General features: G+C 50.9%; 26 protein-coding genes and 3 pseudogenes. 9 read left to right on the top strand and 20 right to left on the bottom strand.

Features of this window, described 5'->3' with window-relative positions:
* Positions 1–79: 79 nt before the first annotated feature.
* Positions 80–856 carry a DeoR/GlpR family DNA-binding transcription regulator gene (locus HZS80_RS16475; RefSeq protein WP_179916689.1) on the top strand — a complete coding sequence of 259 codons (777 nt, stop codon included), beginning with the start codon at positions 80–82 and terminating at the stop codon, positions 854–856.
* On the opposite strand, the pseudogene HZS80_RS16480 reads toward HZS80_RS16475, so the two are convergent.
* Both HZS80_RS16480 and HZS80_RS16485 read right to left on the bottom strand, forming a co-directional pair.
* Positions 856–1,026: pseudogene (locus tag HZS80_RS16480) on the bottom strand (exodeoxyribonuclease VII large subunit); the annotation flags it as partial. The gene HZS80_RS16475 and the pseudogene HZS80_RS16480 sit on opposite strands and share 1 nt — an antisense overlap.
* Positions 1,027–1,032: 6 nt before the next feature.
* Positions 1,033–2,763, bottom strand: a complete 1,731-nt coding sequence (locus tag HZS80_RS16485; RefSeq protein WP_179916690.1) for an SWIM zinc finger family protein — start codon at positions 2,761–2,763, stop codon at positions 1,033–1,035.
* Between the two features lie 213 nt (positions 2,764–2,976).
* Here HZS80_RS16485 and guaB point away from each other — a divergent pair, with 213 nt between their 5' ends.
* Together guaB and guaA are read left to right on the top strand one after the other, a co-directional pair.
* Positions 2,977–4,446, top strand: a complete 1,470-nt coding sequence (guaB, locus tag HZS80_RS16490; RefSeq protein ID WP_035564359.1) for an IMP dehydrogenase — start codon at positions 2,977–2,979, stop codon at positions 4,444–4,446.
* A gap of 97 nt (positions 4,447–4,543) precedes the next feature.
* Entirely contained in the window at positions 4,544–6,121 is a 1,578-nt protein-coding gene (gene guaA, locus HZS80_RS16495) for a glutamine-hydrolyzing GMP synthase (RefSeq protein WP_179916691.1), read from the top strand.
* 152 nt (positions 6,122–6,273) lie between these two features.
* Here guaA and HZS80_RS16500 read toward each other — a convergent pair whose 3' ends face one another.
* The 5 genes from HZS80_RS16500 to HZS80_RS16520 form a co-directional block, all read right to left on the bottom strand.
* On the bottom strand, positions 6,274–7,743 hold the full coding sequence (locus tag HZS80_RS16500) for an AAA family ATPase (RefSeq protein ID WP_179916692.1): 1,470 nt from the start codon (positions 7,741–7,743) through the stop codon (positions 6,274–6,276).
* Positions 7,744–7,998: 255 nt separating this feature from the next.
* Positions 7,999–9,441 (bottom strand): hypothetical protein, encoded by a 1,443-nt coding sequence (locus HZS80_RS16505; RefSeq protein WP_179916693.1) that lies wholly within the window; start codon positions 9,439–9,441, stop codon positions 7,999–8,001.
* Positions 9,442–9,725: 284 nt separating this feature from the next.
* Complete coding sequence (locus HZS80_RS16510) at positions 9,726–9,869, bottom strand: hypothetical protein (protein ID WP_179916694.1); 144 nt, start codon at positions 9,867–9,869, stop codon at positions 9,726–9,728.
* A gap of 81 nt (positions 9,870–9,950) precedes the next feature.
* A complete protein-coding gene (locus tag HZS80_RS16515) occupies positions 9,951–10,250 on the bottom strand; it encodes a type II toxin-antitoxin system RelE/ParE family toxin (protein ID WP_179916695.1) in 300 nt (99 codons plus the stop codon).
* The gene (locus tag HZS80_RS16520) at positions 10,250–10,498 is read right to left on the bottom strand and encodes a type II toxin-antitoxin system ParD family antitoxin (RefSeq protein WP_179916696.1); all 249 of its coding nucleotides are present in this window, start codon (positions 10,496–10,498) and stop codon (positions 10,250–10,252) included. Before HZS80_RS16520 ends, HZS80_RS16515 begins: the two co-directional genes overlap by 1 nt.
* Positions 10,499–10,705: 207 nt before the next feature.
* On the opposite strand from HZS80_RS16520, the gene HZS80_RS16525 reads away from it, so the two are divergent.
* Entirely contained in the window at positions 10,706–11,818 is a 1,113-nt protein-coding gene (locus HZS80_RS16525; protein ID WP_179916697.1) for a Fic family protein, read from the top strand.
* Between the two features lie 33 nt (positions 11,819–11,851).
* On the opposite strand, the gene HZS80_RS16530 is transcribed toward HZS80_RS16525, so the two are convergent.
* Positions 11,852–12,160, bottom strand: coding sequence for a hypothetical protein (locus HZS80_RS16530; protein ID WP_179916698.1), 309 nt, complete (start codon positions 12,158–12,160; stop codon positions 11,852–11,854).
* A gap of 919 nt (positions 12,161–13,079) precedes the next feature.
* On the opposite strand from HZS80_RS16530, the gene HZS80_RS16535 reads away from it, so the two are divergent.
* Positions 13,080–13,604: a helix-turn-helix transcriptional regulator gene (locus tag HZS80_RS16535; RefSeq protein ID WP_179916699.1), complete on the top strand. Its 525-nt coding sequence runs from the start codon at positions 13,080–13,082 to the stop codon at positions 13,602–13,604.
* A gap of 173 nt (positions 13,605–13,777) precedes the next feature.
* Here the strand turns inward: HZS80_RS16535 and HZS80_RS16540 are convergent, their stop codons facing one another.
* Entirely contained in the window at positions 13,778–13,945 is a 168-nt protein-coding gene (locus tag HZS80_RS16540; protein WP_218927748.1) for a hypothetical protein, read from the bottom strand.
* Between the two features lie 72 nt (positions 13,946–14,017).
* Complete coding sequence (locus HZS80_RS16545; protein ID WP_179916700.1) at positions 14,018–14,614, bottom strand: flavodoxin family protein; 597 nt, start codon at positions 14,612–14,614, stop codon at positions 14,018–14,020.
* A gap of 110 nt (positions 14,615–14,724) precedes the next feature.
* Between HZS80_RS16545 and HZS80_RS16550 the strand changes: the two genes are divergently transcribed.
* Entirely contained in the window at positions 14,725–15,630 is a 906-nt protein-coding gene (locus tag HZS80_RS16550) for a LysR family transcriptional regulator (protein ID WP_179916701.1), read from the top strand.
* Between the two features lie 87 nt (positions 15,631–15,717).
* Positions 15,718–15,945: a DUF808 family protein gene (locus tag HZS80_RS16555; RefSeq protein WP_246362160.1), complete on the top strand. Its 228-nt coding sequence runs from the start codon at positions 15,718–15,720 to the stop codon at positions 15,943–15,945.
* Positions 15,946–16,147: 202 nt separating this feature from the next.
* Here HZS80_RS16555 and HZS80_RS16560 read toward each other — a convergent pair whose 3' ends face one another.
* The 9 genes and pseudogenes from HZS80_RS16560 to HZS80_RS23870 all read right to left on the bottom strand — a co-directional run bounded on the left by HZS80_RS16560 (position 16,148) and on the right by HZS80_RS23870 (position 22,301).
* The gene (locus HZS80_RS16560) at positions 16,148–17,113 is read right to left on the bottom strand and encodes an isopenicillin N synthase family dioxygenase (RefSeq protein ID WP_179916702.1); all 966 of its coding nucleotides are present in this window, start codon (positions 17,111–17,113) and stop codon (positions 16,148–16,150) included.
* A gap of 33 nt (positions 17,114–17,146) precedes the next feature.
* Entirely contained in the window at positions 17,147–17,935 is a 789-nt protein-coding gene (locus HZS80_RS16565; protein WP_179916703.1) for an ABC transporter permease, read from the bottom strand.
* 1 nt (position 17,936) lies between these two features.
* The gene (locus tag HZS80_RS16570; protein ID WP_218927749.1) at positions 17,937–18,752 is read right to left on the bottom strand and encodes an ABC transporter ATP-binding protein; all 816 of its coding nucleotides are present in this window, start codon (positions 18,750–18,752) and stop codon (positions 17,937–17,939) included.
* The gene (locus HZS80_RS16575; RefSeq protein ID WP_246362162.1) at positions 18,749–19,462 is read right to left on the bottom strand and encodes a substrate-binding domain-containing protein; all 714 of its coding nucleotides are present in this window, start codon (positions 19,460–19,462) and stop codon (positions 18,749–18,751) included. The genes HZS80_RS16570 and HZS80_RS16575 overlap by 4 nt, the downstream gene beginning before the upstream one ends.
* Before the next feature lie 18 nt (positions 19,463–19,480).
* Positions 19,481–19,663, bottom strand: a pseudogene (locus HZS80_RS24165) (LysR family transcriptional regulator); the annotation flags it as partial.
* Complete coding sequence (locus tag HZS80_RS16580) at positions 19,660–20,682, bottom strand: adenosine deaminase (RefSeq protein ID WP_179916705.1); 1,023 nt, start codon at positions 20,680–20,682, stop codon at positions 19,660–19,662. The pseudogene HZS80_RS24165 and the gene HZS80_RS16580, both read right to left, overlap by 4 nt.
* Complete coding sequence (locus tag HZS80_RS16585; RefSeq protein WP_179916706.1) at positions 20,672–21,817, bottom strand: ABC transporter substrate-binding protein; 1,146 nt, start codon at positions 21,815–21,817, stop codon at positions 20,672–20,674. The genes HZS80_RS16580 and HZS80_RS16585 overlap by 11 nt, the downstream gene beginning before the upstream one ends.
* Positions 21,818–21,948: 131 nt before the next feature.
* Entirely contained in the window at positions 21,949–22,161 is a 213-nt protein-coding gene (locus HZS80_RS24170) for a transposase (RefSeq protein ID WP_179916707.1), read from the bottom strand.
* Entirely contained in the window at positions 22,143–22,301 is a 159-nt protein-coding gene (locus HZS80_RS23870) for a transposase (RefSeq protein ID WP_082072633.1), read from the bottom strand. Before HZS80_RS23870 ends, HZS80_RS24170 begins: the two co-directional genes overlap by 19 nt.
* On the opposite strand from HZS80_RS23870, the pseudogene HZS80_RS23595 reads away from it, so the two are divergent.
* A pseudogene (locus HZS80_RS23595) lies at positions 22,290–22,454 on the top strand (GMP synthase (glutamine-hydrolyzing)); the annotation flags it as partial. The gene HZS80_RS23870 and the pseudogene HZS80_RS23595 overlap by 12 nt on opposite strands.
* 219 nt (positions 22,455–22,673) lie before the next feature.
* On the opposite strand, the gene HZS80_RS16605 reads toward HZS80_RS23595, so the two are convergent.
* Complete coding sequence (locus HZS80_RS16605) at positions 22,674–23,558, bottom strand: LysR family transcriptional regulator (RefSeq protein WP_141439889.1); 885 nt, start codon at positions 23,556–23,558, stop codon at positions 22,674–22,676.
* 135 nt (positions 23,559–23,693) lie between these two features.
* Between HZS80_RS16605 and HZS80_RS16610 the strand changes: the two genes are divergently transcribed.
* The gene (locus HZS80_RS16610) at positions 23,694–24,464 is read left to right on the top strand and encodes an enoyl-CoA hydratase/isomerase family protein (protein ID WP_141439888.1); all 771 of its coding nucleotides are present in this window, start codon (positions 23,694–23,696) and stop codon (positions 24,462–24,464) included.
* The last annotated feature ends 30 nt before the right edge of the window (positions 24,465–24,494 follow it).

The following is a 24,494-nucleotide window of genomic DNA, read 5'->3' on the forward strand; positions in this document are numbered from 1 at the left end:
TATGGTCGCGCCGCGCTGTGTCAATTTGATGACATACACGTTAATGCCGAACTTTTTATTAAAGGATTGTTGGTTACCGATGACAGACCTAGCGCATTTGAACCCACGCCATCGCGAGTTAATTGCCTTGGTTGAATTACATGGGCATGCCTCGATCGAATTTCTTGCCCAGCGGCTCAACTGTTCCGCACAAACGGTGCGGCGCGACATTCGTAAATTGTGTGACGCTAACGTACTCCAGCGTTTTCGGGGCGGGGCTCGGATCGAAAAACCCCAGGTTAGGCTTGGCTACGCCACCAAACAGGATTCGCAGCAGGTAGAGAAGGGGCGTATGGCGACCCTAGCGGTATCGCAGTTGCAGGAAGGCGAGGCGCTGTTTCTGGATACGGGCACAACCTGCGATCACGTTGCACGCGAGCTACTGAACTACCGTAAAAGGCTGCACGTGGTCACTCATAACCTAACGGCTGCGCTGGCGCTCGCTGTCCAGCATCAGTTGTTCGATATTCATGTGGTGGGCGGAAAGGTGGCGGGGCGGGATGGGGCGCTGACTGGGTCGCGCACCATTAAAGAGCTGGCCAGCTATCGGCTGGATGTGGCGATGATTGCCGTTTCAGGCATAGATGCAGAGGGTTACCTGCTCGACTTCGATAGTGAAAAAATAGAAGTAAAACAAACCATGATGCGCCACGCTGGCCGTAAAGTGCTGCTTATGGGGTCAGCGAAATTATGCCAGCGCGGTATCCAACGTGTTGCTCATCTTGATGAGTTTGATCAAGTGATTTGTGATCTACCTGCACCCGAAGAAATCCAAACGCTCATGACCTACCCCGAACGTTGGCAAGAAGCTTTATAGGCTCGCTGACGAAACAGCGCCCAGCGAATCTGCGCCCGGTCATTCTTCAACGTGAAATAGACATGCCCCGGTGCCGGGCGGGAAACATTAGAGAGATCACCCTCCACTCACACCTCGCCCACATCGCGCTCAAGGGGCTGCTAGGCGCGCTGGTTGAGTTGGCTGACGGCTGTCTCTTATTTGTGCGTGTCTGGAAAGGCTTCATTCAACCATTTGATGAAGTTACGCTTGGCCTTAAATTCATTACGTAACTGCGTCAGCATGTGCGCAAAAGCGGTGTATTGAGCTGGCGTTTCCAGGCTCTTTTTCAGCTCTTTCAGCAATGCGATGCCTTGGCGATATCCCTGCTTGTTGGTTTGTTCCACATACAGCCGTACCAACCGCAGATACAGCGGTAGGCGTGCGTCAGGAGATGGTAAGGCTTTGGCCAATTGGTACAGCAAGTGCGCTGATACTGGGTGCTCAGTGCACAATGCTTGGGCATCGTCCAAACGTCCCTCGTGCAAGTAAATTTCCAATAAGCTGTCTTTTGCCTGTTGTGATTGGTAGAAGGGCATCTTCTTCGACGGCTGGGTGATGCATTTTAATAGCCAGTCACAGGCGCGTTGGCGATAATCGACGACTAGGTCATGCGCTTCCATTAGCGCCACGAGCTGCCGGTAATCCTCCAACTGCTGGGTGTGCTGGTAGATCCCCCACTGTTGCTCCGCCGCTGCGTCTGTTTCACCGCGATGCAGCTTAAGGCGTATCTCAAGCCGGTTGCGTTCAAGGCGCCAGTGATAGCCGTTTTGTTTCTCGCACTTAGCGGCATAGGTTAGCCACGCTTCTACCTGATCCCAGGCTTCATACTCAATACACTGCTCAGCGGCCTCTAAACAATCCTTCTCATCGCTGATGGTTTTCTGATACAGCGCCAATATAGTGGGTAGGTCTCCGGCGGCTTTAGCGCGTTTGAGCAAAGGATCACGCAGGCGAATCAAGCGGTAGCGATCCTCCCATTCCATGGTGGCCGCTTGGTTCGGCAGCGCATCCAGGGCTTGCTGCAGGCGCTCATGGTAAGCGTCTTGGCTCGCTTGGCTCAGCACATCCAAATAGGCATCGGGGATGGGCGGGTATCGATCCTCTTCCCCACCAAAAGATTTTTCATACAGATAGCCTGCTAGCTTGTCGGCAGGCCAATCGAGCCGTTGCACGGTCTGAATATGCAAAGTGTGTAAGAGGTGTTCGCAGTGGAAACGGAAGCCGCCGGAGTCATCAATGGTTTCCAGCGCCTTATCCATACGCGCGAGTGCGTAGTCCACCAACGCCAAACTTTGCTCTGCAGTCAACTGCGGCACTTGTTCGGCCAGCTGTTCAATAACGGCTTCTGCCTTGCTGAAATAGTGGCTCACTTGAGAATAGCGGAACAACCCGCGATTGATGGGAAGCGCAGCAGTGATGCGTTTTTTCAGCGCCTTGTGATCCAGCACGCCAAGTGCAGCATCCGCTTTCAGCGACCACTGTTGATGCAGTACTGGGTCATTTTCAATAAGCGATAGCAGCGCCTCGACCAGCAAGGGTTTGTCTAACGACTCTAAGTAAGCGTGAATGCGATCTGAAGTGTCGCCCTCTACCAGCTGTACTTGTTTGGCTTGCTCGGCGCGGTACGCAAGGGCAACGGCAACGCAGTGCTTGCAGAAATCAATGCCTTCGGAGGCGGGGCAACTACACCCCCCGGTTAAGCCACGCTTGGTTAACTTCAATGCCACGTGATAAAGCTCGCTGCCCTCGACTTCAGCACTAATGATGGCACCGCTTTTATCCCAGTTGATCACCATGCCCTGTTGGTAATACTGAACCCCACGGGCAAAAGCCGCATCACCCGCCAGCATAGTCAGCTGTGAGTCTGAAATTAACGTCTCATCCATTGCTGCCACCTGACACTTCTGTAGAGCTAAATGACGTATAGGCTAACATTAACCGCAGGATGCTGACTGTCACGGCATATGCGCTAGCAGCGAGCCAAGCAGAAGCAGTGACGTAGAGTGGGGGCAGTGGCATTGCTGGGACACCCCTCAAAACGCTATAATAGGGGATTAACCTTTCACGCCCCACTTCCTCTCAATCAGGGTGTTGCCGCTATGCTACGTATGGCCCAAGAAGCACTAACGTTCGATGACGTACTCCTCGTTCCCGGCTTCTCCGATGTCCTCCCCAAGGATGTCAGCCTCAAAACCCGCCTGACCCGCACTCTCTCGCTCAATATTCCCTTGCTCTCTGCCGCGATGGACACCGTTACCGAAGCGCGTCTAGCGATTGCGATGGCCCAGGAAGGCGGCATCGGCATCATCCATAAGAGCATGGCCATGACCCAGCAAGCCGCTGAGGTGCGCAAGGTCAAAAAGCACGAAAGCGTGATTGTTAAAGACCCGGTCACCGTTAGCCCTAAAGCCAAGCTCGAAGACCTGCTCGCCATGGCCCGTGAAAATGGCTTCTCCGGCTTCCCTGTAGTGGAAGGTGAGACGCTAGTGGGTATTGTGACCGAGCGTGATATGCGCTTCCAGCCTAACCACGGCGACAGCGTAGCGGACATCATGACTCCCCGCGAGCGGCTGATTACCGTCAAGGAAGGCACCGATCTCGAAACCAGCAAAGCCAAGATGCGCGAACACCGCATCGAGAAAATGCTGATTGTGGATGACGAGTTCCACCTGCGTGGCCTGGTGACCTTCCAGGATATCGAAAAAGCCCGCACCTACCCAATGGCCGCCAAAGACAGCGATGGCCGTTTGTTGGTAGGTGCCGCCGTAGGCACTGGCCCGGAAACCCCTGATCGCGTCGCGGCACTGGTCGAAGCCGGAGTAGACGTGATTATCGTCGATACCGCCCACGGTCACTCTAAAGGCGTGATCGACCGCGTTCGCTGGATCAAAGAGAACTTCCCGGCCATTCAAGTGATTGGCGGTAACATCGCCACCGCCGCCGCGGCCCGTGCGCTGGCTGAAGCGGGCGCGGATGCCGTCAAAGTCGGTATCGGCCCTGGCTCAATCTGCACCACGCGTATCGTGGCAGGCGTAGGCGTACCGCAAATCACCGCGGTTTCCAACGTGGCCGAAGCGCTCAAAGAGTACGACATTCCGCTGATTGCCGATGGCGGCATCCGCTTCTCCGGTGACCTGGCCAAGGCGATTGCCGCTGGCGCCAGCGCCGTGATGGTCGGTGGCCTGCTGGCCGGTACTGAAGAAGCACCCGGCGAAGTCGAGCTTTACCAGGGCCGTACCTACAAAGCCTACCGCGGTATGGGCTCCATGGGCGCCATGTCGCAAAACCAGGGCAGCGCCGACCGCTACTTCCAGGATAAGAGCGAAGGCGCCGAGAAGCTGGTACCGGAAGGCATTGAAGGCCGCGTTCCCTATAAAGGCATGATGGGCGCTATTGTCCACCAGCTGATGGGTGGGCTGCGCGCTTCCATGGGCTACACCGGCTGCCGCGATATTCAGGAGATGCGCACCAAGCCGGAGTTTGTACAGATTACCGGCGCTGGCTTTAACGAATCCCACGTTCACAACGTGCAGATCACCAAAGAAGCTCCCAACTATCGGGTGAGCTAACCAGCGTAGTTAGTTAAAACGGCGGCGGGCACAACAGCTCGCCGCTTGCTTTTTGGCCTTACCAGCGGCACCCACACCGCTTAACCGAGACCCCGCCATGAGTGACATTCACGCCCATAAGATTTTGATTCTCGACTTCGGCTCGCAGTACACCCAACTGATCGCCCGCCGCGTTCGCGAGATCGGTGTTTACTCCGAAGTCCGCGCGTTTGATATCACCGAAGAAGAGATCCGCGAGTACAACCCCAACGGCATTATCATGGCCGGTGGCCCGGAATCCGTGACGGAACTGGACTCCCCGCGTGCGCCTCAGTGCGTGTTTGAAATGGGCCTGCCGGTGTTTGGTATCTGCTACGGCATGCAAACCATGGCCGAGCAGCTGGGCGGTAAGGTAGAAGGCTCCAACCAGCGTGAATTCGGCTACGCGCAGATTCAGATCGACGAAGATAACGCGCTGTTCAAAGACATCAAAGACCACGTAGACGCGAAAAGCGGCAAAGCCCTGCTGGACGTATGGATGAGCCACGGCGACAAGGTCGCCGAAGCGCCCGCTGAATTCACCGTGACCGCCTCCACGCCGAGCTGCCCGATTGCCGCCATGGCCTGGGAAGAGAGGCAGTTCTACGGCGTACAGTTCCACCCGGAAGTGACCCACACCCTGCAGGGCCAGCGCATTCTTGAGCACTTCGTGCTGGATATCTGCAAAGCCGAAAAGCTGTGGACGCCTGCACAAATCATCGAAGACCAGGTACAGCGCGTACGCGAGCAAGTCGGCGACCGCCACGTACTGCTCGGCCTCTCCGGCGGTGTAGATTCTTCCGTAGTTGCCGCACTGCTGCACAAAGCGATTGGCACCCAGCTGACCTGCGTGTTCGTGGATAACGGCCTGCTGCGTAAAGCGGAAGGCGACCAGGTAATGGAAACCTTCGCCAAGCACATGGGCGTGAAGGTGATCCGCGTAGACGCCGAAGACCTGTTCCTCGGCAAGCTGAAGGGCGAGAAAGACCCGGAAGCCAAGCGCAAAATCATCGGCAACACCTTCATCGACGTATTCGATGAAGAAGCCAGCAAGATCGATGGCGTCGAGTTCCTGGCCCAGGGCACCATCTACCCGGACGTGATTGAATCCGCTGCCTCTAAAACCGGCAAAGCGCACGTGATCAAATCCCACCACAACGTCGGTGGCCTGCCGGAAACCATGAAGCTCAAGCTGGTCGAGCCGCTGCGCGAACTGTTTAAAGACGAAGTGCGCAAACTCGGCCTGGAACTCGGCCTGCCCTACGATATGGTGTACCGCCACCCGTTCCCCGGCCCCGGCCTGGGCGTGCGTATTCTGGGTGAAGTGAAAAAAGACTACGCCGACATCCTGCGCGATGCCGACGCTATCTTCATCGAAGAACTACGCGCCTCCGGCTGGTACGAAAAAACCAGCCAAGCTTTCGCCGTGTTCCTGCCGGTGAAATCGGTAGGTGTCGTCGGCGACGGCCGCCGCTACGAATGGGTCATCGCGCTACGCGCGGTAGAAACCATCGACTTCATGACCGCCCGCTGGGCGCACCTGCCCTATGAGCTGCTGGAGAAGGTTTCTAATCGGATTATCAATGAGTTGGAAGGGGTTTCGCGGGTTACTTATGATGTCTCCAGCAAGCCGCCTGCTACTATTGAGTGGGAGTGAGTATTTAACTGATTGATTTTAAAATTGAATAGGTTGCTTATTTTATATCGTTAATGGCCTTTTTCATGGCACGTTAAAATAACGTGCCATGATACATGTACTGATACCATGATGATTATCAACTAGGTGCCTTCATGGTATCCCACAGAGACTTATTTATTAGTAGCGTCCCTTAATATGATGTTGCTTACCATATCTGAGCCAAGGAAGTCGATCAGCATGTTTGAATTTTCAAGATCTTTTTCTGTAAGTGCTCCGATTGCCTGCCCAACCACGACCTCCCAGGGTTTTTTGCATCCGACGATTGCACAGATTAGCTGACGGATCTTTTTGATCTTCTTGTGTCGTAGGCGGTCGACCGATCTGAATAGTTCTTCAATCAAAGTAATGTCGCTGTGTGACGGGTTGTCTTTTGCCCATTTTGTTGCTGCAGTGACTAAGCCCTCCCAAGTCGTATCCATCACAGCAAGACATGAATCAGTCAGAAGAGCATTTTCGATTGCGTAGCATTGCAGGCGGTAGCGTTCGAGAGGAAAGCGATGTTCGAGAGGCTGGTTAACAATACCGTCGCCGTCGCGAAGGGAAAATGCGATCGGGTTGTCGTAGAGTGTGCGGAGCAAGTTGATGCAGAAAGTTTCTAGTTCGCCCTGCTGGTCGACGCTACCGGCTAGTACCGGAAAGACGTTGATCTGGCCCTGCGATGTTCGAGCTGCTTGCTGCCAGACGCGTTCATCATCCTCTCCTTCGAGTATCAATGCTGCGTCATCGCTAAGCGAAAGCGAGAGAGGGTGCCCAAAGAACGGAGCAATCTTACGAAGCTCGGTACTTGCCAGCTTAAGTTTGACCGTATCTACCGAGAAGCTTTTGGTACCGATAGACACATATGGTGAGGCAGCTAGAGAGCAGACTAGCGGAGAGCTGTGTGTGGAGAGACATACAGCGATACTATCTTCGTAGTCCTTGAACTCGTCAAGCATAGCAATAATTAGCTTGCCAAGACGTGCTTGAAGGTCAGGGTGGAGATGCACGTCCGGCTCGTCAAGTAGGAGTACGTTGAACTTCGCAGGGTCTATTGTATCGAAAAAGTATAGAATCTCAGCGGCCAGCGCTACAGCTTCTGATTCGCCGCTGCTAATTTTATCAGGGGAGATTATTTGGCCATTGGTAAGTGAGCGAAACTCAAAATCGGCTTGACCTATTTCAAGTGAGATATTAGTGAGGAGTTGGTTTACTTTGCTCAGCCGGTCTGTGTGAAAATTGCGTTTTGGATCATTCCGAATTTCCGGCGTGTTGGCGAGTCGACGCAAGTAAATTGTCTCAGCTTCGCGGAACAGCATTGCCGAAGCGGCTTTGAAGTTGTCGGCTTGGTTAACAGCCCTTGTACTCCGTAACCATTCGGGGTCGTCATTCATATTTGTGAAAACGCTCCCATTACGCTTAAATGACCCAGCCCGTTCCGGACTGACATAGCGAACGTAAAAATGGTTTTTATCTTGGTTAACTCTATCCTCAATGTCACGTAGGAAGCGGCTCTTTCCTGAGCCGTTTCGACCCATGATTATATTAATGTTGTTAAGGTAGTAGAGCTTAGCGGTCTGCCCCATCAATTCTCTTACTTTCAAAGTGATCACCCTCTAAATTATTTTCTATATATTGTATCTGACACTACGGTGCCCTGTGTGTCTCTTATTGTTTACTATTTCGCTACAGGGTTTAGGTAAGTTAGCGCTCCAGCGTGACCGCATAATTGAGCTATCCAGGCTGGCTATTTCGTCGGGAAATAGATGAGATGGGCTAGACCCCATCAAGGTGCCGACTAGTTTTTTTAGGAGTGGTCTTGAATACTATAATTTCTAATTAATTGATATTTATTGTGACTATTTAGTTACTTGCGGCCCCGTTCTATAGCTTAAAACGGGGGTTTTTCTTTCATTAAAATATAGCTTTAAACTTAGAATTCGCGTTGTAGGATCTTTCTTCTCTATCCAGTCTAGACATAGTGTCAGTAAATTCCAAGCATTAATGATGCTAATTTTTTTATCTTTGACAGGTAGAGAAAACTCATGCTTAACTATAATCCCAGATTGTAAGTGCTCAAAGCGACAGAAAATAGCGTTTTCTATAATGTCTGTTTCAATGCTCCGCAATGATGTATAGGCCCAGATTCCAAATTCAATAGCGAATACTTCTAGCTCTGTATTACTTTGAATGGCTTCGATATTGACAGTGTCAGTTAACTGACCGTGCCTTTCACATTCAGTGAGCGTTCTTCGGAGAGTAGTAAGGCAGAGTTGGCTAGAAATAACCGTTGTTGGATAGCTTATGTTGAGAGCTAAAGATGGCTCTTTTTCCAAGCGGTTAGTCATTACTTTGATATTGGTCTGATAACCCGAACTGATAGATAAATCTCGAAATTTGTTAAGAGTTTCAGGAGCATAAATATCATCTAAAGACTCCAAAATAACTATATGCCCCACAATTGAGCCAAGAAATTCTGCTGCCTCTTCATATTCATTTTGTTTGTTAGGATCCCAGCGTTGGGGATTTTTTAGGGAGTGATGACGTAGCTTTCCTCGCAAAAGAACTAGAATTTTTATCTTCTCTTCAATGGAAATGTTCTTGTTAAATAAGCCTTCTAAATGTTTCGATTGCGAAACATTGTTAGGTTGGATATTTGATATCGATTGCTTTAAGGCTTCAATGAATGTGTTGTTTTTAGTTAGAAGTTCAACCTGCTGTGCAGTTTTTGTTTTTCCGTCGCAATAACGAGTTTCCAGAAATAGGAACATATTGTTGTACGAATCTACATAGCGTCCTGCTTCATAAGCTATACGACCTTCGCGGAAATGTGACGAGGACTCGATACGTGATTTTTCTATTGAACTAACACAAAATGCTCGACCTATTTGTTCAAAATCACATGCTGAGTTGAGCGCATCCTTTTGTGTGCGGCGAAAAGAATTGATATGAATATGTTCTTGCTCATCTGGGTTTTCCGCGTGAAATTGTATTTCGTAGTTGTCAAAATCTAAATCAAATATTTGAAGTCCACTTATGACAGTTTGCCAATTAGTTATTTGCTTGATAGCTAAAATGGCATAGCCGCCGTCATTGATTGTTAGTGTAGGGGGTTTTCTAGGTTCAACTGGCTTTAAAAGTTTTGGCGCTTTTTCAATTTCAACTTTTTGGTACGAAATGCAGACCTTATTAACAATATTATCTTTTCGATCCAAGTGAAAAGATGTGTTGCCAATTTTTATCGGCCAGCTTTCGGAGACTTCAATATAGTTTTTTACATCAAACGCTATTGTGATAACCATATGTTATTTTACCTTTTTATGCTTGTTCACTATTTTCTGTTAGGGGTTTATTGTTCTTAATAAAAATGAGGCTGTGATAAATAATTGCTTTCAGTTAATGTTTAGCTAAGAAGCTATAATACTTTAAATGTACCATTAACTCTAAGCACATCTTTATTGCGATCTAGCTCTATCTTATTTACTTTTCTCTCATGGCATCCTTGAACGCTTGGTTCGAGATGGTTTGGAGACGCAATGAGTAGAAGTACATAAGCAGCGGGTAGCCTCAAATTTCCAAGGTTAATTTAGCAAAACGGCGCGGACAAGATTTGAGACGTTCCTCTATCACTGCCGCGCTCGCCTGTTTCAATCGCGCTTGAGCTGGCCACTGCGCGCAAAATGCGCTCGCGGGAAACGATGACTTTATCCGTTGGGATATTACGATTCATTACAACGCTCCTAGAGCAGATCGATAGCTTCCATTATAGAAGTAACATCGCTGGGGTGTCTTGCCCGATCCCTAAAGGTAGTTAATCAGGCAAAAAATAAGAGACGATATCCATCTCTTTATGAGGAATGCCGATTATCTCAATGCACCCTTGGCCAATCAGGTAAAAGATAACGTGCTGGCCCTGGGGGTAGCTGTAATAACCTTCGCTGATGTCAGAGCGATACTTCCCCAGTCGGGGATTTTCTGCCAGCCAGTGAAACCGTTTTTCAAAATTCTTTAGATAAGTATTCCGTTGGCTCTTGCCCCATTGCCACTCTGTATAACGGCCAATATCTTTTAAATCGTCTCTTGCCCTTGGTGTGATATGAAACGTAGGCATTACGTCTCTCTATCTAAATCGTTGATTAATGAATCCATTGAGAAATCGTCCACGAATTCACCGGCTCTAGCTTGCTCGGCGCCTTGGGCTAGATGAGTACGTAGCGCCTCTAATTTGCTTTTGCGTTCCTCCATGGCGCGCAACGCATCCCGCACAACCTCACTAGCGGAGCCGTAGCGACCGCTAGAGACTTCGTTTCTGATAAAGACTTCCCAGTGCTCCCCTAGGCTAAGGCTGGTCGTAGCCATGATTTTCTTCCTATATTCAAAAGTAACAAATATGAATATAGGCGGGGCTGACAAAAAAGACAAGAGTCTTAACTTGTTCGGTCTGCTGAGTATTTCTACTGCTTATCCCACTCTTATTACCCTTAAAAGTCCTCTGACTAGCCTATGAGCCGAATATAAACCATAATCGGCTCATAATATGATCTGAATAGGCGGATTGATCGGCTCATGTATATCTGGGAACAGCGCAACTGGCCGCATTTTGAGTGGGATGAAGCCGTTCTTCGGCCTACGCTGGATGCCGTGCGGTTACTGCAGGGCAGGGTGTTGGGTAAAACTGAGGCTGTCCACGGTCAGGCCGATCTGGAAGTGGAGATGGATGCACTGATCCAGAACGCTATTCGTACCAGCGAAATCGAAGGTGAGCGCCTGGACGTTGGCTCAGTGAGGTCTTCCGTTGCTCGCCAGTTGGGTTTGGAGCAGGCCGGTGTCTCCGCCAGAACAACACCTGAATCTGAAGCGCTGGTCGAGCTATTGCTGCAATCCACGCATCAATTGGATGAGCCGCTTTCTCAGGAACAGTTGTGCCTCTGGCAATCCATGCTTTTTGTGCAAGGCCCCGGCGTGCTTGGCAATGTACGTGTAGGCGAGCTGCGTGGCGATCACTCCATGCAAGTGGTGTCGGGGCGGCTTGATCGGCCTACCGTTCATTTTGAAGCTCCGCCCCGTGGGCAGTTGGAGGCTGAGCTGGATGCCTTTATTACTTGGTTCAACCAGCCGCCTCAGGGGCTTGATGGGCTGGTTCGCGCTGGCATAACCCATCTATGGTTGATTACCTTGCACCCCTTTGATGATGGTAATGGGCGCGTTACCCGCGCGGTGACAGACCGTGCGCTGGCGCAAGCAGAGCGGCAATCCGTGCGCTTCTATTCCTTGAGCGCGGCCATTATGTCGCGCCGCAATGCTTACTACGATCACCTCGAAAGTGCTCAGAAGGGCAGCCTCGATATTACGCCGTGGTTGTTGTGGTTTCTGGACACGCTGAAAGAGGCGCTTGAGCAGGCGCTGTTAAGAATCGACCGTGTGTTAATGAAAGCCACCTTCTGGCAGCGACATGTCACCACCGTACTGAATGAACGGCAAATCAAGGTGCTGAACCGCTTATTGGATGCAGCAGGGGAGGAGTTTGAGCAGGGCATCAACGCGCGTAAGTACCAATCGTTGGCCAAAGTGAGTAAAGCCACAGCCACGCGGGATTTGGCTGAGCTGCTGGAAAAAGGCTGCCTTTCCAAGCTACCCGGCGGTGGGCGCAGCACTCGTTACTCCGTGGTGGTGGGCTAGGGCTGCCTGTTGAGAACTATAGGTTCCAAGGGGTCAGTCAGAGACGCCCTCGCAATTGTCGTGATACAGCGGGGCATCGGTGCCCAACGCTAGGTGCTTGGTGGCGCTGTTGTAGTAGAAGTGGCCGGACTCGGCGCGTGAAAGTGCATAGTCGCCGCACACTCCATAGCCCTTGTTGACTTGCTTCAGGTGCGAGATTTCAGCGGGTGTTTGACTGTTGAGGCGTTCCGATATAGTCGCGGCGATGTGGGCATCACGCTGGGCCTCGGAATAGGCCTGGCTGCCGAATACCAGGCCAGCAACGGCTAAAATGGCGACGACGGGAATCCATAGATTATGCATAGCGTGTCCAGTGAGAGGATATAAAAGTGCATGAACTCGGTAGAAAAATTATTTAGCTGGATAATAACTTTTTGCCCAGCCAATTTCATTGGTTGGCGAGTAGTTGGTTGACACAAGGATCCGCGCCAACCTTACGACACTAAATTGCTTTATGTAGTGGTTCACTGATTCCGGATACCCATCGCCCCAGCACGATGCCATCGCCCTATACACATGCCAAGGCGCGCCTCAACGCGCAGGCAGCGAAGCGTTATTGGGCTGGCTGCGTGAGGTGCTGAGTGATGAGCAAATTGCTGAAGCGATCGGCTTGGCGCTAGATGAAGTGGTTAAACTGCGCACTGAAGGTAAGCGCTGACCTGCTTTCATTTACGTATTCCCGCTTCACACATAAAACGAAAGGGCAGTCCAAATGACTGCCCTTTCTGTATTTGGTTGCTGAGGATGGCAGGCATCCCCATACCATGAAAGCCCCCAGCGTCAGGTTAAGTGTTGCACCTACTGATACTCTTTCTTAAATTTTTATTAGGGAATTAAAAGAGACACTTGGGTCTATCTATTTAGATGAACGCGGCAAGCATATGAACTGCTGCCTCAATGGTTGTCAATTGACAACCATTGAGGGGGGCTTCATACTCAGAGGCAAATAATGACTCGTCCATCACATCCGAAAAAAGAGATCGAAACTGCCCTCAAACATGCGGAAGCGGAGGGCTGGAGAGTTGAAGTCGGCGGTAGTCACGCCTGGGGCAAGATTTACTGTCCCTATAATGATGATGAATGCCGCTGCGGTGAGTTTTGTATCGCGAGCGTGTGGAGTACACCGAAAAATCCCGGCAGCCACGCCCGGGCAATTCGGAGAGTGGTGGACAAGTGCTCGACCCACAAGCGTCGAGACGAAGCGGAGCCGGAGGATTGAAGAATGGAATATGTTTTTACGCTGAAATACCAACTGGCTGATAGTGACTCCGACCTGGATGCGCTAGTGGAGCGTTTGGGCGCTGCCGGTTGCGACGATGCTCTGGTGGGCGTGGGGCAGCCGGGCCGCTTGGCGCTGGAATTCTCTCGTGAAGCGGGCAGCGCCGCGGAAGCGGTTCGCACTGCCCTGGTTGACGTAAAAAAAGCGATCCCTTCCGCGCGGCTGATCGAGGCCTCGCCGGATCTTGTTGGCCTGACGGATGTAGCAGATGTTGTGGGCGTATCCCGACAGGCAATGCGAAAGTTGATGCTCACCCACCGAGCGACGTTTCCTGTGCCGGTTCACGAAGGCAGTGCCTCAATCTGGCACCTGGCGGAGGTGCTTGACTGGTTGATGACCCGAGGGGGCTACCAAATTGATGTTGGCGTGCTGGATATTGCGAAAGTAGCATTAGAAGTGAATATAGCCAAAGAGGCGATCCGCCATCCGGTTCGTAGCCGCGAGGAAATGGAGTTGCTGACCGCGTAGCCAACAGTTCAATAGTTTGGTGGAGAATAAAGCCAGGCTAAGGCTGGTCGTTGCCATGATGTGCTTCCTATATTCAAAAGTAACAAATATGAATTATAGGTGTGTTAAGAAAGGCAAGCGTCCTAACAAGCCCCTCTGATTAGCTCATGAGCCGAATATAAACCATCATCGACTCATAATATGATCTGAATCGGCGGGGCGATCAAACGGTTGGTTTCAGCCTGATCTGCCGCCCCGATGGCAGCCCACATGCCCGCGTCAGCATTCCCTCCCAGTGTCATCGTGCCGAGGCACAGCTCGGATACATACAGGCCCGTACGGCCAAGTCGGTTGTATTTCATGGCTCCTCCTTCAGATTCGCTGGTTCAAACATCAGCATGGCGCCGGGCCGACATCGTCGGCACGAATGGAGGTCAGATGGGCTGAGACTTTCCGGATCGGAACTGCCCGGCAATCAATGCGACGCGTACGCCATACAGACGTGCCGTCTCCAGATCCCCTAGAGACATCTCTTCCGGAGACGCATCGGCAGGCGTTTGCGCCATGGGTGCGATGTAGGAGCCCATACGATTCAGGTCGTCGCGTTTTGACGCCTTGACGTTCGCCGGTTTGATATCCAAGCCAACCCATATCCCGGCGTGCTGCCCAGAAAGCAGGAAGAAATACTCGAGCGTGTTGAGTTTGTCACCGTTCATGCTCGCGCTGTTGGTGAAGCCGCCGAAGATCTTGTTTTGCCATGTGCCTTCGAACCATGGCTTGGAGGAGGCGTCCGCGAATTTCTTAAACTGCCAGCTAGGGCCGCCCATGTAAGTAGGCGAGCCAAAGACGATCGCATCTGCGTCAGCGAGGGATTGCCAGGCAGCGTCGGAAATATTGCCCTCGGAGTCGATTGCTATTAATACAGCACCGGTGTCTGCGCCTTCGGCGACTGCCGCCGCCATGCGCGTGGTGTGGCCGAAGCCTGAGTGATAAACGATGACCGTTCGGACAGGGGTGGTTTCTGAGTTCATGAGAGTTCCCTACATGTGGTGGAGTGATGGACTACATGGGATACTCTACTGAGTACAAACACGCTATAAACTATCCCAATCTGAACACTCTGTTATCTATCTGGTGAACAATGCCCAATCTTCAGGCACTTTTGATTTTTGCCCGCGTTGCGGAAATGTTGAGTTTCACGCGTGCGGCTGAAAGCCTGGGAATCCAGAAGGGACGGGTGTCGACGGTGATTCGTGGGCTTGAGCGAGAGATGGGCGCGGCCCTCCTACACAGAACGACACGCAGCGTGCAATTGACCGAAGACGGACGTGCTTTCTATGAACGCGCACGTGATCTGCTGGCCGAAGCTCAGGACGTGCAGTCCATGTTCGCGAACAGCGGCGCACCTCTAAGGGGGCGATTGCGCGTAGATATGCCGACTGAGTTGGCAGAGAAAGTCGTGATCCCAGCTCTGCCCCAACTGCTCAATGTGAACCCTGAGTTGGAGCTTGAACTGTCCAGCACAGATCGCCGGGTCGATCTCGTCCAAGAAGGGTTTGATTGCGTCATCCGTATCGGGCCAATCATTGACGACAGGCTGATCGCCCGCTCGCTGGGCAAGTTGCGAATGATGAACGCGGCGAGCCCAGGCTATCTGGTAAAGCACGGGATACCGCAAACACTCGACGACCTACTCATCCAGGGGCACCAGATGGTGCACTACACGCCAACACTCGGCGCCCGACTTGCTGGCTGGGAATATCCGGAGGGTGATGGCTATGCATCACTTGCACTGCCAGGGGCGATGCAAGTGAATAACGTGCAGACCTATCATGCTGCGGGCCTGGCGGGGATTGGACTGATCCAGGCAGGTTATTTGGCCCTGGCGCACCACATTAAAAGCGGCGATCTAGTGGAGATTCTGCCCGATCTACGCCCCGAACCGCTGGCGGCATCGCTCGTCGTCGCGCATCGGCGTAACCTTTCCCAACGCGTCCGGGCTTTCATGGCTTGGATTGAGTGTGTATTGGAGCCCTATTTTGATTAACCGCTAGGTATAGTGGCTCAAAGGGGCAACAGACGTTATTCACGGAGGAAGCATCCATGGCCATAGGCGGCTTGATAGGGTTACTGGATGACATTGCCGCATTGGCGGAAGTTGACCGCAGCATCACTGGACGATGTGAGTGCCGCTGCTGGGCGTGCGACGTCGAAGGCGGCCGGTGTGGTGGTGGATGACACGGCAGTGACACTACAATATTTGCAGGGGGTGACAGCGGAGCGTGAGCTGTCGATTGTGAAGCAGATCGCGCTGGGGTCTATTCGCAACAAGCTGATTTTTATCCTGCCGGTGGGTAATTGAAAGGTTTATGGCGCGCTTACGCTAACACGATACCCCGCCAGACATAGTCATTCTCTGGCGAGGCCTCACACGATTAATGTCTCGTCGCAGGATGGCCCTTTCACCCTTACCAGCCGGTAAGTATGTGAAAGAGTAGAGAGCCGCTTACAAAACGTCGTAGATCATAGAGATCCTTGGACGCTAAGTTTTGATGATGGCTACTTCATCCTTTGTATTTCTGTACTTCACGAAAGCGCTTCAACAAGTAGTCACCAGACTTAATCGGCTTATGACGGGGAGGGTTATCGTCTGATTGGCAATTAGGAAGGCAAGTTACAGGCGTGTCGTAGTCTAAATTAAAGAATGTCGGAATCGAATAGCGTTCTTTTCCAGTGCGATTCACCACGCGATGGGGGGTAGAAACAAAGAGATCATTTGTCCAGACCCTGAACATGTCACCTAGATTGATTACAAAGGTATTGGGCACGAAGGGTGCTGAAATCCATTCCCCATCGCGCTTACATACTTCCAATCCTCCGATAGGATCCTGGGTCAGAATCGTCACCATGCCGTAATCAGTGTGAGGTGCGACCCCTAGCTCTTTTTCATCAACGACATCCTGTTTTGGATAGTGAAACAGCCTCGACTGAGCCATGGGTTTTTGGCTCCATTGGAGGAAGAAATCCTCATCTTGGTCAAGGGCTAGGGCGAAGAGGCGTAACAGGTCTTTTCCAAGGCGTATTGTGTGCTTCAGGTACGTTTCTGCCGCTGCTTGTAACCAAGGGGCGTGCTCAGGCCACCGATTAGGTCCGTGTAGAGGACGCCCTGCCTGCACATCAGGATCATCTAACGGTAGATCAACACCGAACTCATAGCTTTCTTTGAGATCAGGTTTAAAGCCTGCATGCTGATTGATGCCATAAGGCATAAACCCACGCCGGAAGCGCTCATCTATCAGATCGTTCATACGCACATCATGCGGTAAGTCGAAGTACCGGCGTGTGGCGTCGAATATATCGTCAATTACGTGCTGTGGCACACCGTGGCCTGATACATAGAAGAAGCCTGTTTTCATGCACGCATTTTTCAGCTCTGTTATTAGTTGGGTTGGACTGCCCCCATCTAGCCATGCCGATAGATTAAGTATGGGGACTTCATTACTACTTGCCTTACGCGGAGCTTCTAACATTTTTCACCTCTCAGAGTTGTCGAAATGACTTTTTTATTGCTGACGAAGGTCTTCACTGGTTTCGGACCAGTAAATAGTTCGTTTAGCGATAATTTTCATTATGGTATGGAGCCCAATTCCTATTGCAGAAAGGACAATGAGAATGGCGAATACACCGGTTATATCCATCGAAAAGTTACGCTGAAGGATCAGGTACCCCAAGCCAGCTTGGGCGCCTACGAACTCACCCACTATCGCTCCGATAATGGCCAGTACGATCCCTATATCCAAGCCGGCAAAAATATAAGGAAGGGCATGTGGGAAGCGTACCATTTGAAACATCTGCCAAGGCGAGGCAGTGAATGCCGTCATCATTTCAATTTGTTCACGAGGCGCTGAACGCAGTCCAACAATGGTGTTCGCTAGAATAGGGAAGAAGACAATTGTGGCTGTAATAATAATTTTAGAAGTGACACCAAATCCAAACCAAGCAACAAACAGAGGTGCAATCGCCACTTTTGGCATAGCTTGGAAGGCTACGATATAAGGATAAAGTATCTTTTCCAGTATTCTTATTTGCCCAATCAATCCCCCAAGTATTAATGCAATTATTGCACCTATAGCAAATCCCATTAATGTTTCATAGAGTGTTACGCCGGTATGTAGTAGGTATTCACCACTGACTATTCCTTTGTACAGTGCGGCTATAACACCTGCTGGAGCTGGAAAGACTAAAGAAGAAATATCGAACATTTTCACAGTGAAATGCCAAATAGCAATAACAAAGATGAAAAAGCTCGCTCTTAGCATAAAGTCGCGTTTGTTAAAAGTCATTTTTTTCATGTTAATCCAATCCAGCCTTAGAGTTAAAAGCATTTCTTATGTGGCGGTCATAGACTCCAAAATGTTCAGAATTAATAATAGAAAGCTCTTTCTCATAGGGTAAATCTATGTCCATTATCTCTTCCACACAACCTGGTCTTGGTGACATAATAATGACTCTATCACCAAGAAAAATTGCTTCTGGAATACTATGTGTTACTAACATTATTGTGGCGCCAATACGCTTTTTAAGGCGTAAAAGCTCCATATTCATGAGCTCACGTGTCATGGCATCTAAGGCACCAAACGGTTCATCCATTAGTAGAATGGAGGGGTCGTTGATTAACGCACGTGCAATGCCAACTCGCTGTTGCATCCCTCCTGATAACTCTTTTGGATATTTGGTTTCAAATCCTTTCAAACCCACCATGTCGAGTAATTCGTAAGCTTTTTTTCGTGACTCTTTTATGTCACGCTTTTGAATCTCAGCAGGAATTAGGACGTTATTCAGTATAGTGCGCCAAGGAAGTAGTACAGGGTTTTGGAACACGACCCCTATCTCAGAGCTAGGGCCCTTTTGAGGCATGCCATTGATTTCGATTCGGCCACTCGAAGCATTAACTATGCCCGCTAAAATTTTGAGGAGAGTACTTTTACCACAGCCACTGGGCCCAACAACAGTAACAAACTCTTTCTTAAAAACTTCAAAGTTTATATTGCTTAAGGCTGATACGTTCAAACCATCTCGGCTTTGGTAATTTTTATTAATATCTTGAAAGCAAAATGCTGATGCGTTTTTTACTTTAGTGTCGATGCCGTTAGTTGTAAATGCACTCACTTGTTATTCTCCAGCTGAAAAAGAGATTTTTTGAAAAATTCAATCAATGTCAATGCTGTTACAGACAAGTTTCTCCCTCGCCGAATACAGCAAGTCAAGCGCTGAGGTTTTACTCGTGGGTCATCGAATGGGATATAACGATATTGGGTTTTAGAACTTGATGAATGAGAGATATGGCTGTTGACGATTGCAATAGATAAACCCTGTATTGCCATACTGCGCAATAGCTCATAAGAATTACTAGTGAGATTGGTACGTGGCTCGATTCTTGAGTCTGAAAACATCTGGTCATAGACAACTTTTGCACTAACACTGCTATCGGGCAAAGCAATATCGTACTCTGCACAATCAGATAATCTAACGCTTTTCTTACTAGCAAGAGGGTGGGTTACATGGGCTAATACACAGGTGGGTAAAAGCATTTCATAGATATGCTTGATGTCGCTTATTGGCTGAGGATTGAAGCTCAAAGCAAAATCAAGTTCATCGCGCGCAAGCATTTCTAGTAGTTTTGGGGTGCCTGACACCTGAATGTTATAGGTGATGTTAGGATATTGCTGCTGAAAAGCTGCCAATGTCTCTGGCAGAAAATCCCTTACAAAAGACTCAGGCACACCAAAATTTATTTTACCTCTACGCATGCCTTTAAGTGCATCAATATCTGAGCGCATGCGCCTCATTTCACTTTCATCGTTACGAATGTAGTTCATAAGGAGCTCTCCCGCTGCAGTTAGTCGAAGCTGCTTGCGGCCAGCACTACGCTCGAATAATGGTTCCCCAAGTTCGTCCTCCAAGAGTTTTATTTGCCGGCTAATAGCAGACGTCGCTACATGCAGCTGTTCAGATGCGGCCCGGAATGAGCCACACTGAGCCGACACTGAAAAGTAGCGCATGGCGTTGCCTGGTATCATGGAGTAACTGCCGTATGAGCTGCGAACTTATCGATAACGCCAAAATATTGGTTTTTTTGGTTAGTATCTAAAAAAGCCGCTTCGATACTATTCCTTCCTAACATCAAGCACTGCTGCTCGGTTAATGAAAGCGCTTGCTGGCATGCTACTAGATTGTCATTGATATAGCCGTTGAAGTAGGCTGGATCGTCTGAGTTAATTGTTACTTTTAAGTCTTTTTTCAGCATCTTATTTAAGGAATGTTCTTTTAGTGAGCTCTCCACGTTAAGTCGCAGATTTGATAGTGGGCAAACAGTAAGCGCTATACCGCTTTCTACGAGATGCGCAACTAGAGCCGGATCATCTAAACAAGCATTACCATGATCAATACGGTCAACACCCAGGCGCTCAATACTTTCACGTACATACTCAGCTGGCCCCTCTTCACCTGCATGAGCTGTAAGATAAAAGCCGTAGGATTTTGCTTTGCGAAACACTCGCTCGAACTTGCGGGGAGGATTCCCTTGTTCAGCGCCTCCCAAACCAATACCTAAAAGTTTGTCGCGCCAGGGCATGGCTTCTCTAAGTATATCAATGGCTTCCTGTTCGGAACGGTGGCGTTGTAAACCTAGTAGCACTCCACTGGTAATACCCCAATCATGCTGTGCTGCTGCCATCGCAGCCAACGTTCCGTCAAGCATCTCATTCCAGCCTACCCTATTGGCCAAATGGGATTGCGGGCTTAGAAACATTTCTGCATGAATGACATTGTCATCTTTAGCCCGCTTTAAATAAGCGAGCGTAATGTCATAAAAATCATCTGCCCTTGTGAGCACGCGGCACCCATTATAAAATAGAGTAAGAAAGTCCTGTAGGCATGTAAAATGGTAAGCTTCCCGTACTTGCTGTTCATTCTCCCATGGAAGAGCAATATCATTGCGGTTTGCCAGTCTTAGCAACATGTCTGGCTCTATAGTGCCTTCTAGGTGCACGTGCAATTCAGCTTTCGGCATCTGACGGCAAAATTCTTCAATCAGCATAATGAGCAGAGCCCTTTACGTTACAGTTTCTGGCCGCCTCGATAATCGCTTCATGATCGAAGTCATTAGTCGCCTCAAAGAAGCCATCTTGATCAATGACCAGTTCACTGGTACTTACCGTGTTACTAATCATTCCATGTTCGTAAAGAAACTCTTGGATACCAGTGAATGCAGCTGGGTCTACATATCCTAATAGCTCGCCTCCATGCAGTTCGTGGGCCTTACGCATCGAGTCCAGCTGCGCATTGAGCAAGTTCAAGTCCCATTGCTCAAGAGTTTCAGAGTCGGCACCGGTGGGCTTAGTGCTAGGGAAATGCTCCCAATGAATTTGACGGACACATTCAGGGTTAGTCATGGCGAATAAGGTGGCTTTGTTGGCCCCTCGCACAATGGCTTCTACCATATCCGGGTTCTGGTCTATGGTGGATTGCAAGGTGCCGAGCGTAAAATCCGGCATTTCATGCCACGCGGGGTCACGAAAAACCCGCAGATCAGTGCCAGAATTTTCAAAAGAGGTTAACGCAGATTGCCAGAACATTAGGCCTTGTACCTGCCCAGAACGAAGGGCTTGTAAGGCCTGAGTTCCTGCTCCAACAGCTACAATGTTCACATCACGATCAGGGTCGATGCCATTCTGACGCAACAACGCTTTTAGCATAGGGACACCGCCAGTCGCTAAGCTGACAATACCGATGCGCCCTCCCTTCAAGTCAATAATGCTTTGAATAGGGCCATCTTCCTTTACACCGAGCCCCCAGTCGATCACGCCATTGCCCATGATCCCTCGGGCTGGAATACCGTTTTCGGCATTGGCTTGAATCAACACTGAGGAGTTGAACTGAACCAGATCAACAACGCCAGAAGCCATCATTTGTAAGCCCTGTAACGAGCCCTGCATTCCCACGACATTGACGTCATAACCTTCATCACGCCAATAACCGAGTGCCACTGGCATCATCAGCCAAGGGTAAGTGACATTGAGCACTTGACTGCCCAGCGCTATCGTCACTTCCTGTAATGGTTCAGTCTGTTGTGCCTCGACAGAGGTTGAGTAGCCTGAAACTGTCAGGGCTGTTGAAATAAAGGCTGTACCAAGGAGGAAGCGGGTTACGGTTCTAGTTAAAGATGTGTTCATTATTATGACTCTATTAGGTGTTTTTAGGACCTTACCATAGTGACTTGATCTCCTTAATTATCGTTTTTAGGAAAAAAATATCTAATAATTAGAACATAAGTGTTAGCAGGTGTCGGAGGCCGGATGATAGGTTAAGACAAAGGAGTTATTCTATATTGGCGGCGCGTAACGGTAATTGAACCGCCCCTCGGCGTGATGCGCCATTGAGCCGCCCTAGGTGTCGGAGCCTTCTGGATCCAGCGTAGCTTTTCCTTGATCACCCAGGCATCGGCAGTGGCGCTCTGATCAGCCGCTAACGCCTGGAGCGCCGCTAGCTGTTTGGGTGTCAGGTTCTCGTTGTCCACAGTAGTGCCCAGCGCAGCGACTTGGGGTGTCCTTGCTCACGGCGCTCTTTCTTGCGTACATCGTCCAGCCGCTTGGTGAAGGTCTGCACAATATGGAACCAGTCGACCGTGACCTCGGCCTGGGGAAGGTACTCGGTCACGCCGCTGAGGAAGGCTGGCGACTACGCGCGGTAGAGACCATCGACTTCATGACCGCCCGCTGGGCGCACCTGCCCTATGAGCTGCTGGAGAAAGTTTTCAACCGGATTATCAATGAGTTGGGGGGAGGGGAGCAGATGATTTATGACGTTAGTAGGTTCGTTCATGATAATGAAGTCAATACGGGCAAAGGTCTCCGCTTGCTGCCTAGGATAGAGCACTGGATCCGAGGCTATGTCGTCTCAGAATTCGGAAAAAAAGCATCTTAAGCCAGATTGGAATCCCGGGCAGGGCATGACATTAGCTACAAGCTTCCCTGTAGAGCAGGAGCTGCATTTAAGATTAAAGGCCATTGTGGAGGCATCAATGTCAACTCAATGGCTTTCTTTCATAACGCTCTCCACAAACTTGGCGAACAAACGTGCTTTGGCTGTGGCAAGGCGTCCCGTGGGAAACACTGCCCATAGGTCAGTGTCAGGCAGCGACCAACTCTCCAGCAGGCGGAGCACACGATTATTGGCCAGCTCAGGAGCGAACATCCAGTCCGAGGCAATGGTTAGACCCATATCAGCGAGCACGGCGGCGCGGATACCTTCAGCGGCGCTGAAGCGTGCTCGTCCATGGATCATAACGGATACCTCGGTCCCCTCGCGACGGAACTTCCACACGTTGTCCAATTGGGTGTAGACGATCGTTTCGTGGTCGGCCAGATCGGCGGGAACCTGCGGTCTCCCCTTTTGCGTCAAGTATTCGGCAGTCGCCAGCACCGAGCAGCGCGAAGAGGCCAGTTTACGCGCCACGGCGCCGGTATCGGCCAGCTTTCCCAGTCTCAACGAGATGTCGATCCCTTCAGCGATCAGGTCAATCATCCGGTCGTCCAGCACCACGTCCACGTCGAGTCCGGGATGTGCCTCAAGGAATTGTGGCAAGTGAGGAATGACATGCAGGCGCGCGAAGGTGGGGGCGGCCGAGATTCGCAGCCGACCGGATAGTCCCCCACCAGCGCCCCGCGCGGCCAGTTCGGCCTCGTCCGCCTCTTGTATCGCCAGGCGCGCCCGTTCGTAGAAGCGTAAACCCGCTTCGGTCGGCGTCAGCCCGTGCGTAGAGCGCAGCAAGAGCTTCACGTTCAGCCGCTGCTCCAGCTGAGCCACGGTTTTGGACACCGCCGGCTGCCCAACGCCAAGCACGCGGGCAGCGCCTGAAAAAGAACCGGCTTCTAGCACACGCACGAAGACGATCATTGCCTGCAATCGATCCATGTAATTCCTGGTAGGAATAAATGTTATCACCGAATCATATCTGCCATTCCGTCAAGGGGGCAACCATAATTCGATCAACAGCCTGGCGCGCTGGATATCCCAAAAAAACCTATCACTTGCAACAAGGGAAAAACCATGTCCCGTTTCGATGACTACCGCAACGCCTATCCCAACGCCCGTCTGAGCCGTACGCCTGACGGCGTGCTCGAAATTGCCCTGCACACCGACGGCGGCAAGCTCGTGTTCAACGGACACACACACGAGCAATTTGTCGATCTGTTCCATGACGTCGGCAGCGACCCTGACAACCGCGTGGTGATCCTCACCGGCACGGGCGACGCCTTCATGGACGCGATCAGCGCCGAAGGCTTCGATTTCTTCACCCCGCGCGGCTACGACAAGATCTATCGCGAAGGCAAGAAAGTGCTGATGAATCTCCTTGACATCGAAGTGCCGTTGATTGCTGCGCTCAACGGCCCGGTGCTACTGCACTCCGAATACGCGCTGCTGGCCGACATCGTGCTGGCCACGCCGGAAACGGTGTTCCAGGACAAGCCGCATTTCGATTTCGGCATCGTGCCCGGTGATGGCGTGAACCTGCTGTGGCCAGAAGTCATCGGCAGCGTACGCGGCCGATATTTCATCCTGACCCGCCAGCAACTTGATGCACAGACCGCCCAGGCATGGGGCGCAGTCAACGAAGTGGTGCCGGCCGATCGCCTGCTGCCGCGTGCCCACGAGATCGCCGGCGAACTGGCGAAGCTGCCGCCGCTGACTGGTCGCTACACCCGTATCGCCCTGACCCAGAAGCTGCGCCGCATCATCGACGAAGGCGCCGGCTACGGTCTGGCCTTGGAGGGCATCAGCGCTGCCGAAGTGGCGCGCTCGATGACCCCGCCCGCCTGATCTGCGCGGCAGGTTGTCCGCTTCGCGGAC

Origin of the sequence: Vreelandella glaciei (assembly GCF_013415125.1) — a bacterium.
In the GTDB taxonomy this organism is placed as follows: domain Bacteria; phylum Pseudomonadota; class Gammaproteobacteria; order Pseudomonadales; family Halomonadaceae; genus Vreelandella; species Vreelandella glaciei.

Bases quoted from the DNA above. Each gene is read 5' to 3' on its own strand.
- HZS80_RS16475 (WP_179916689.1), top strand. From the start codon at position 80: ATGACAGACCTAGCGCATTTGAACCCACGCCATCGCGAGTTAATTGCC.
- HZS80_RS16485 (WP_179916690.1), bottom strand. From the start codon at position 2,763: ATGGATGAGACGTTAATTTCAGACTCACAGCTGACTATGCTGGCGGGT.
- guaB (WP_035564359.1), top strand. From the start codon at position 2,977: ATGCTACGTATGGCCCAAGAAGCACTAACGTTCGATGACGTACTCCTC.
- guaA (WP_179916691.1), top strand. From the start codon at position 4,544: ATGAGTGACATTCACGCCCATAAGATTTTGATTCTCGACTTCGGCTCG.
- HZS80_RS16505 (WP_179916693.1), bottom strand. From the start codon at position 9,441: ATGGTTATCACAATAGCGTTTGATGTAAAAAACTATATTGAAGTCTCC.
- HZS80_RS16510 (WP_179916694.1), bottom strand. From the start codon at position 9,869: ATGAATCGTAATATCCCAACGGATAAAGTCATCGTTTCCCGCGAGCGC.
- HZS80_RS16515 (WP_179916695.1), bottom strand. From the start codon at position 10,250: ATGCCTACGTTTCATATCACACCAAGGGCAAGAGACGATTTAAAAGAT.
- HZS80_RS16520 (WP_179916696.1), bottom strand. From the start codon at position 10,498: ATGGCTACGACCAGCCTTAGCCTAGGGGAGCACTGGGAAGTCTTTATC.
- HZS80_RS16525 (WP_179916697.1), top strand. From the start codon at position 10,706: ATGTATATCTGGGAACAGCGCAACTGGCCGCATTTTGAGTGGGATGAA.
- HZS80_RS16530 (WP_179916698.1), bottom strand. From the start codon at position 12,160: ATGCATAATCTATGGATTCCCGTCGTCGCCATTTTAGCCGTTGCTGGC.
- HZS80_RS16535 (WP_179916699.1), top strand. From the start codon at position 13,080: ATGGAATATGTTTTTACGCTGAAATACCAACTGGCTGATAGTGACTCC.
- HZS80_RS16540 (WP_218927748.1), bottom strand. From the start codon at position 13,945: ATGAAATACAACCGACTTGGCCGTACGGGCCTGTATGTATCCGAGCTG.
- HZS80_RS16545 (WP_179916700.1), bottom strand. From the start codon at position 14,614: ATGAACTCAGAAACCACCCCTGTCCGAACGGTCATCGTTTATCACTCA.
- HZS80_RS16550 (WP_179916701.1), top strand. From the start codon at position 14,725: ATGCCCAATCTTCAGGCACTTTTGATTTTTGCCCGCGTTGCGGAAATG.
- HZS80_RS16555 (WP_246362160.1), top strand. From the start codon at position 15,718: ATGACATTGCCGCATTGGCGGAAGTTGACCGCAGCATCACTGGACGAT.
- HZS80_RS16560 (WP_179916702.1), bottom strand. From the start codon at position 17,113: ATGTTAGAAGCTCCGCGTAAGGCAAGTAGTAATGAAGTCCCCATACTT.
- HZS80_RS16565 (WP_179916703.1), bottom strand. From the start codon at position 17,935: ATGAAAAAAATGACTTTTAACAAACGCGACTTTATGCTAAGAGCGAGC.
- HZS80_RS16575 (WP_246362162.1), bottom strand. From the start codon at position 19,462: ATGAACTACATTCGTAACGATGAAAGTGAAATGAGGCGCATGCGCTCA.
- HZS80_RS16580 (WP_179916705.1), bottom strand. From the start codon at position 20,682: ATGCTGATTGAAGAATTTTGCCGTCAGATGCCGAAAGCTGAATTGCAC.
- HZS80_RS16585 (WP_179916706.1), bottom strand. From the start codon at position 21,817: ATGAACACATCTTTAACTAGAACCGTAACCCGCTTCCTCCTTGGTACA.
- HZS80_RS16605 (WP_141439889.1), bottom strand. From the start codon at position 23,558: ATGGATCGATTGCAGGCAATGATCGTCTTCGTGCGTGTGCTAGAAGCC.
- HZS80_RS16610 (WP_141439888.1), top strand. From the start codon at position 23,694: ATGTCCCGTTTCGATGACTACCGCAACGCCTATCCCAACGCCCGTCTG.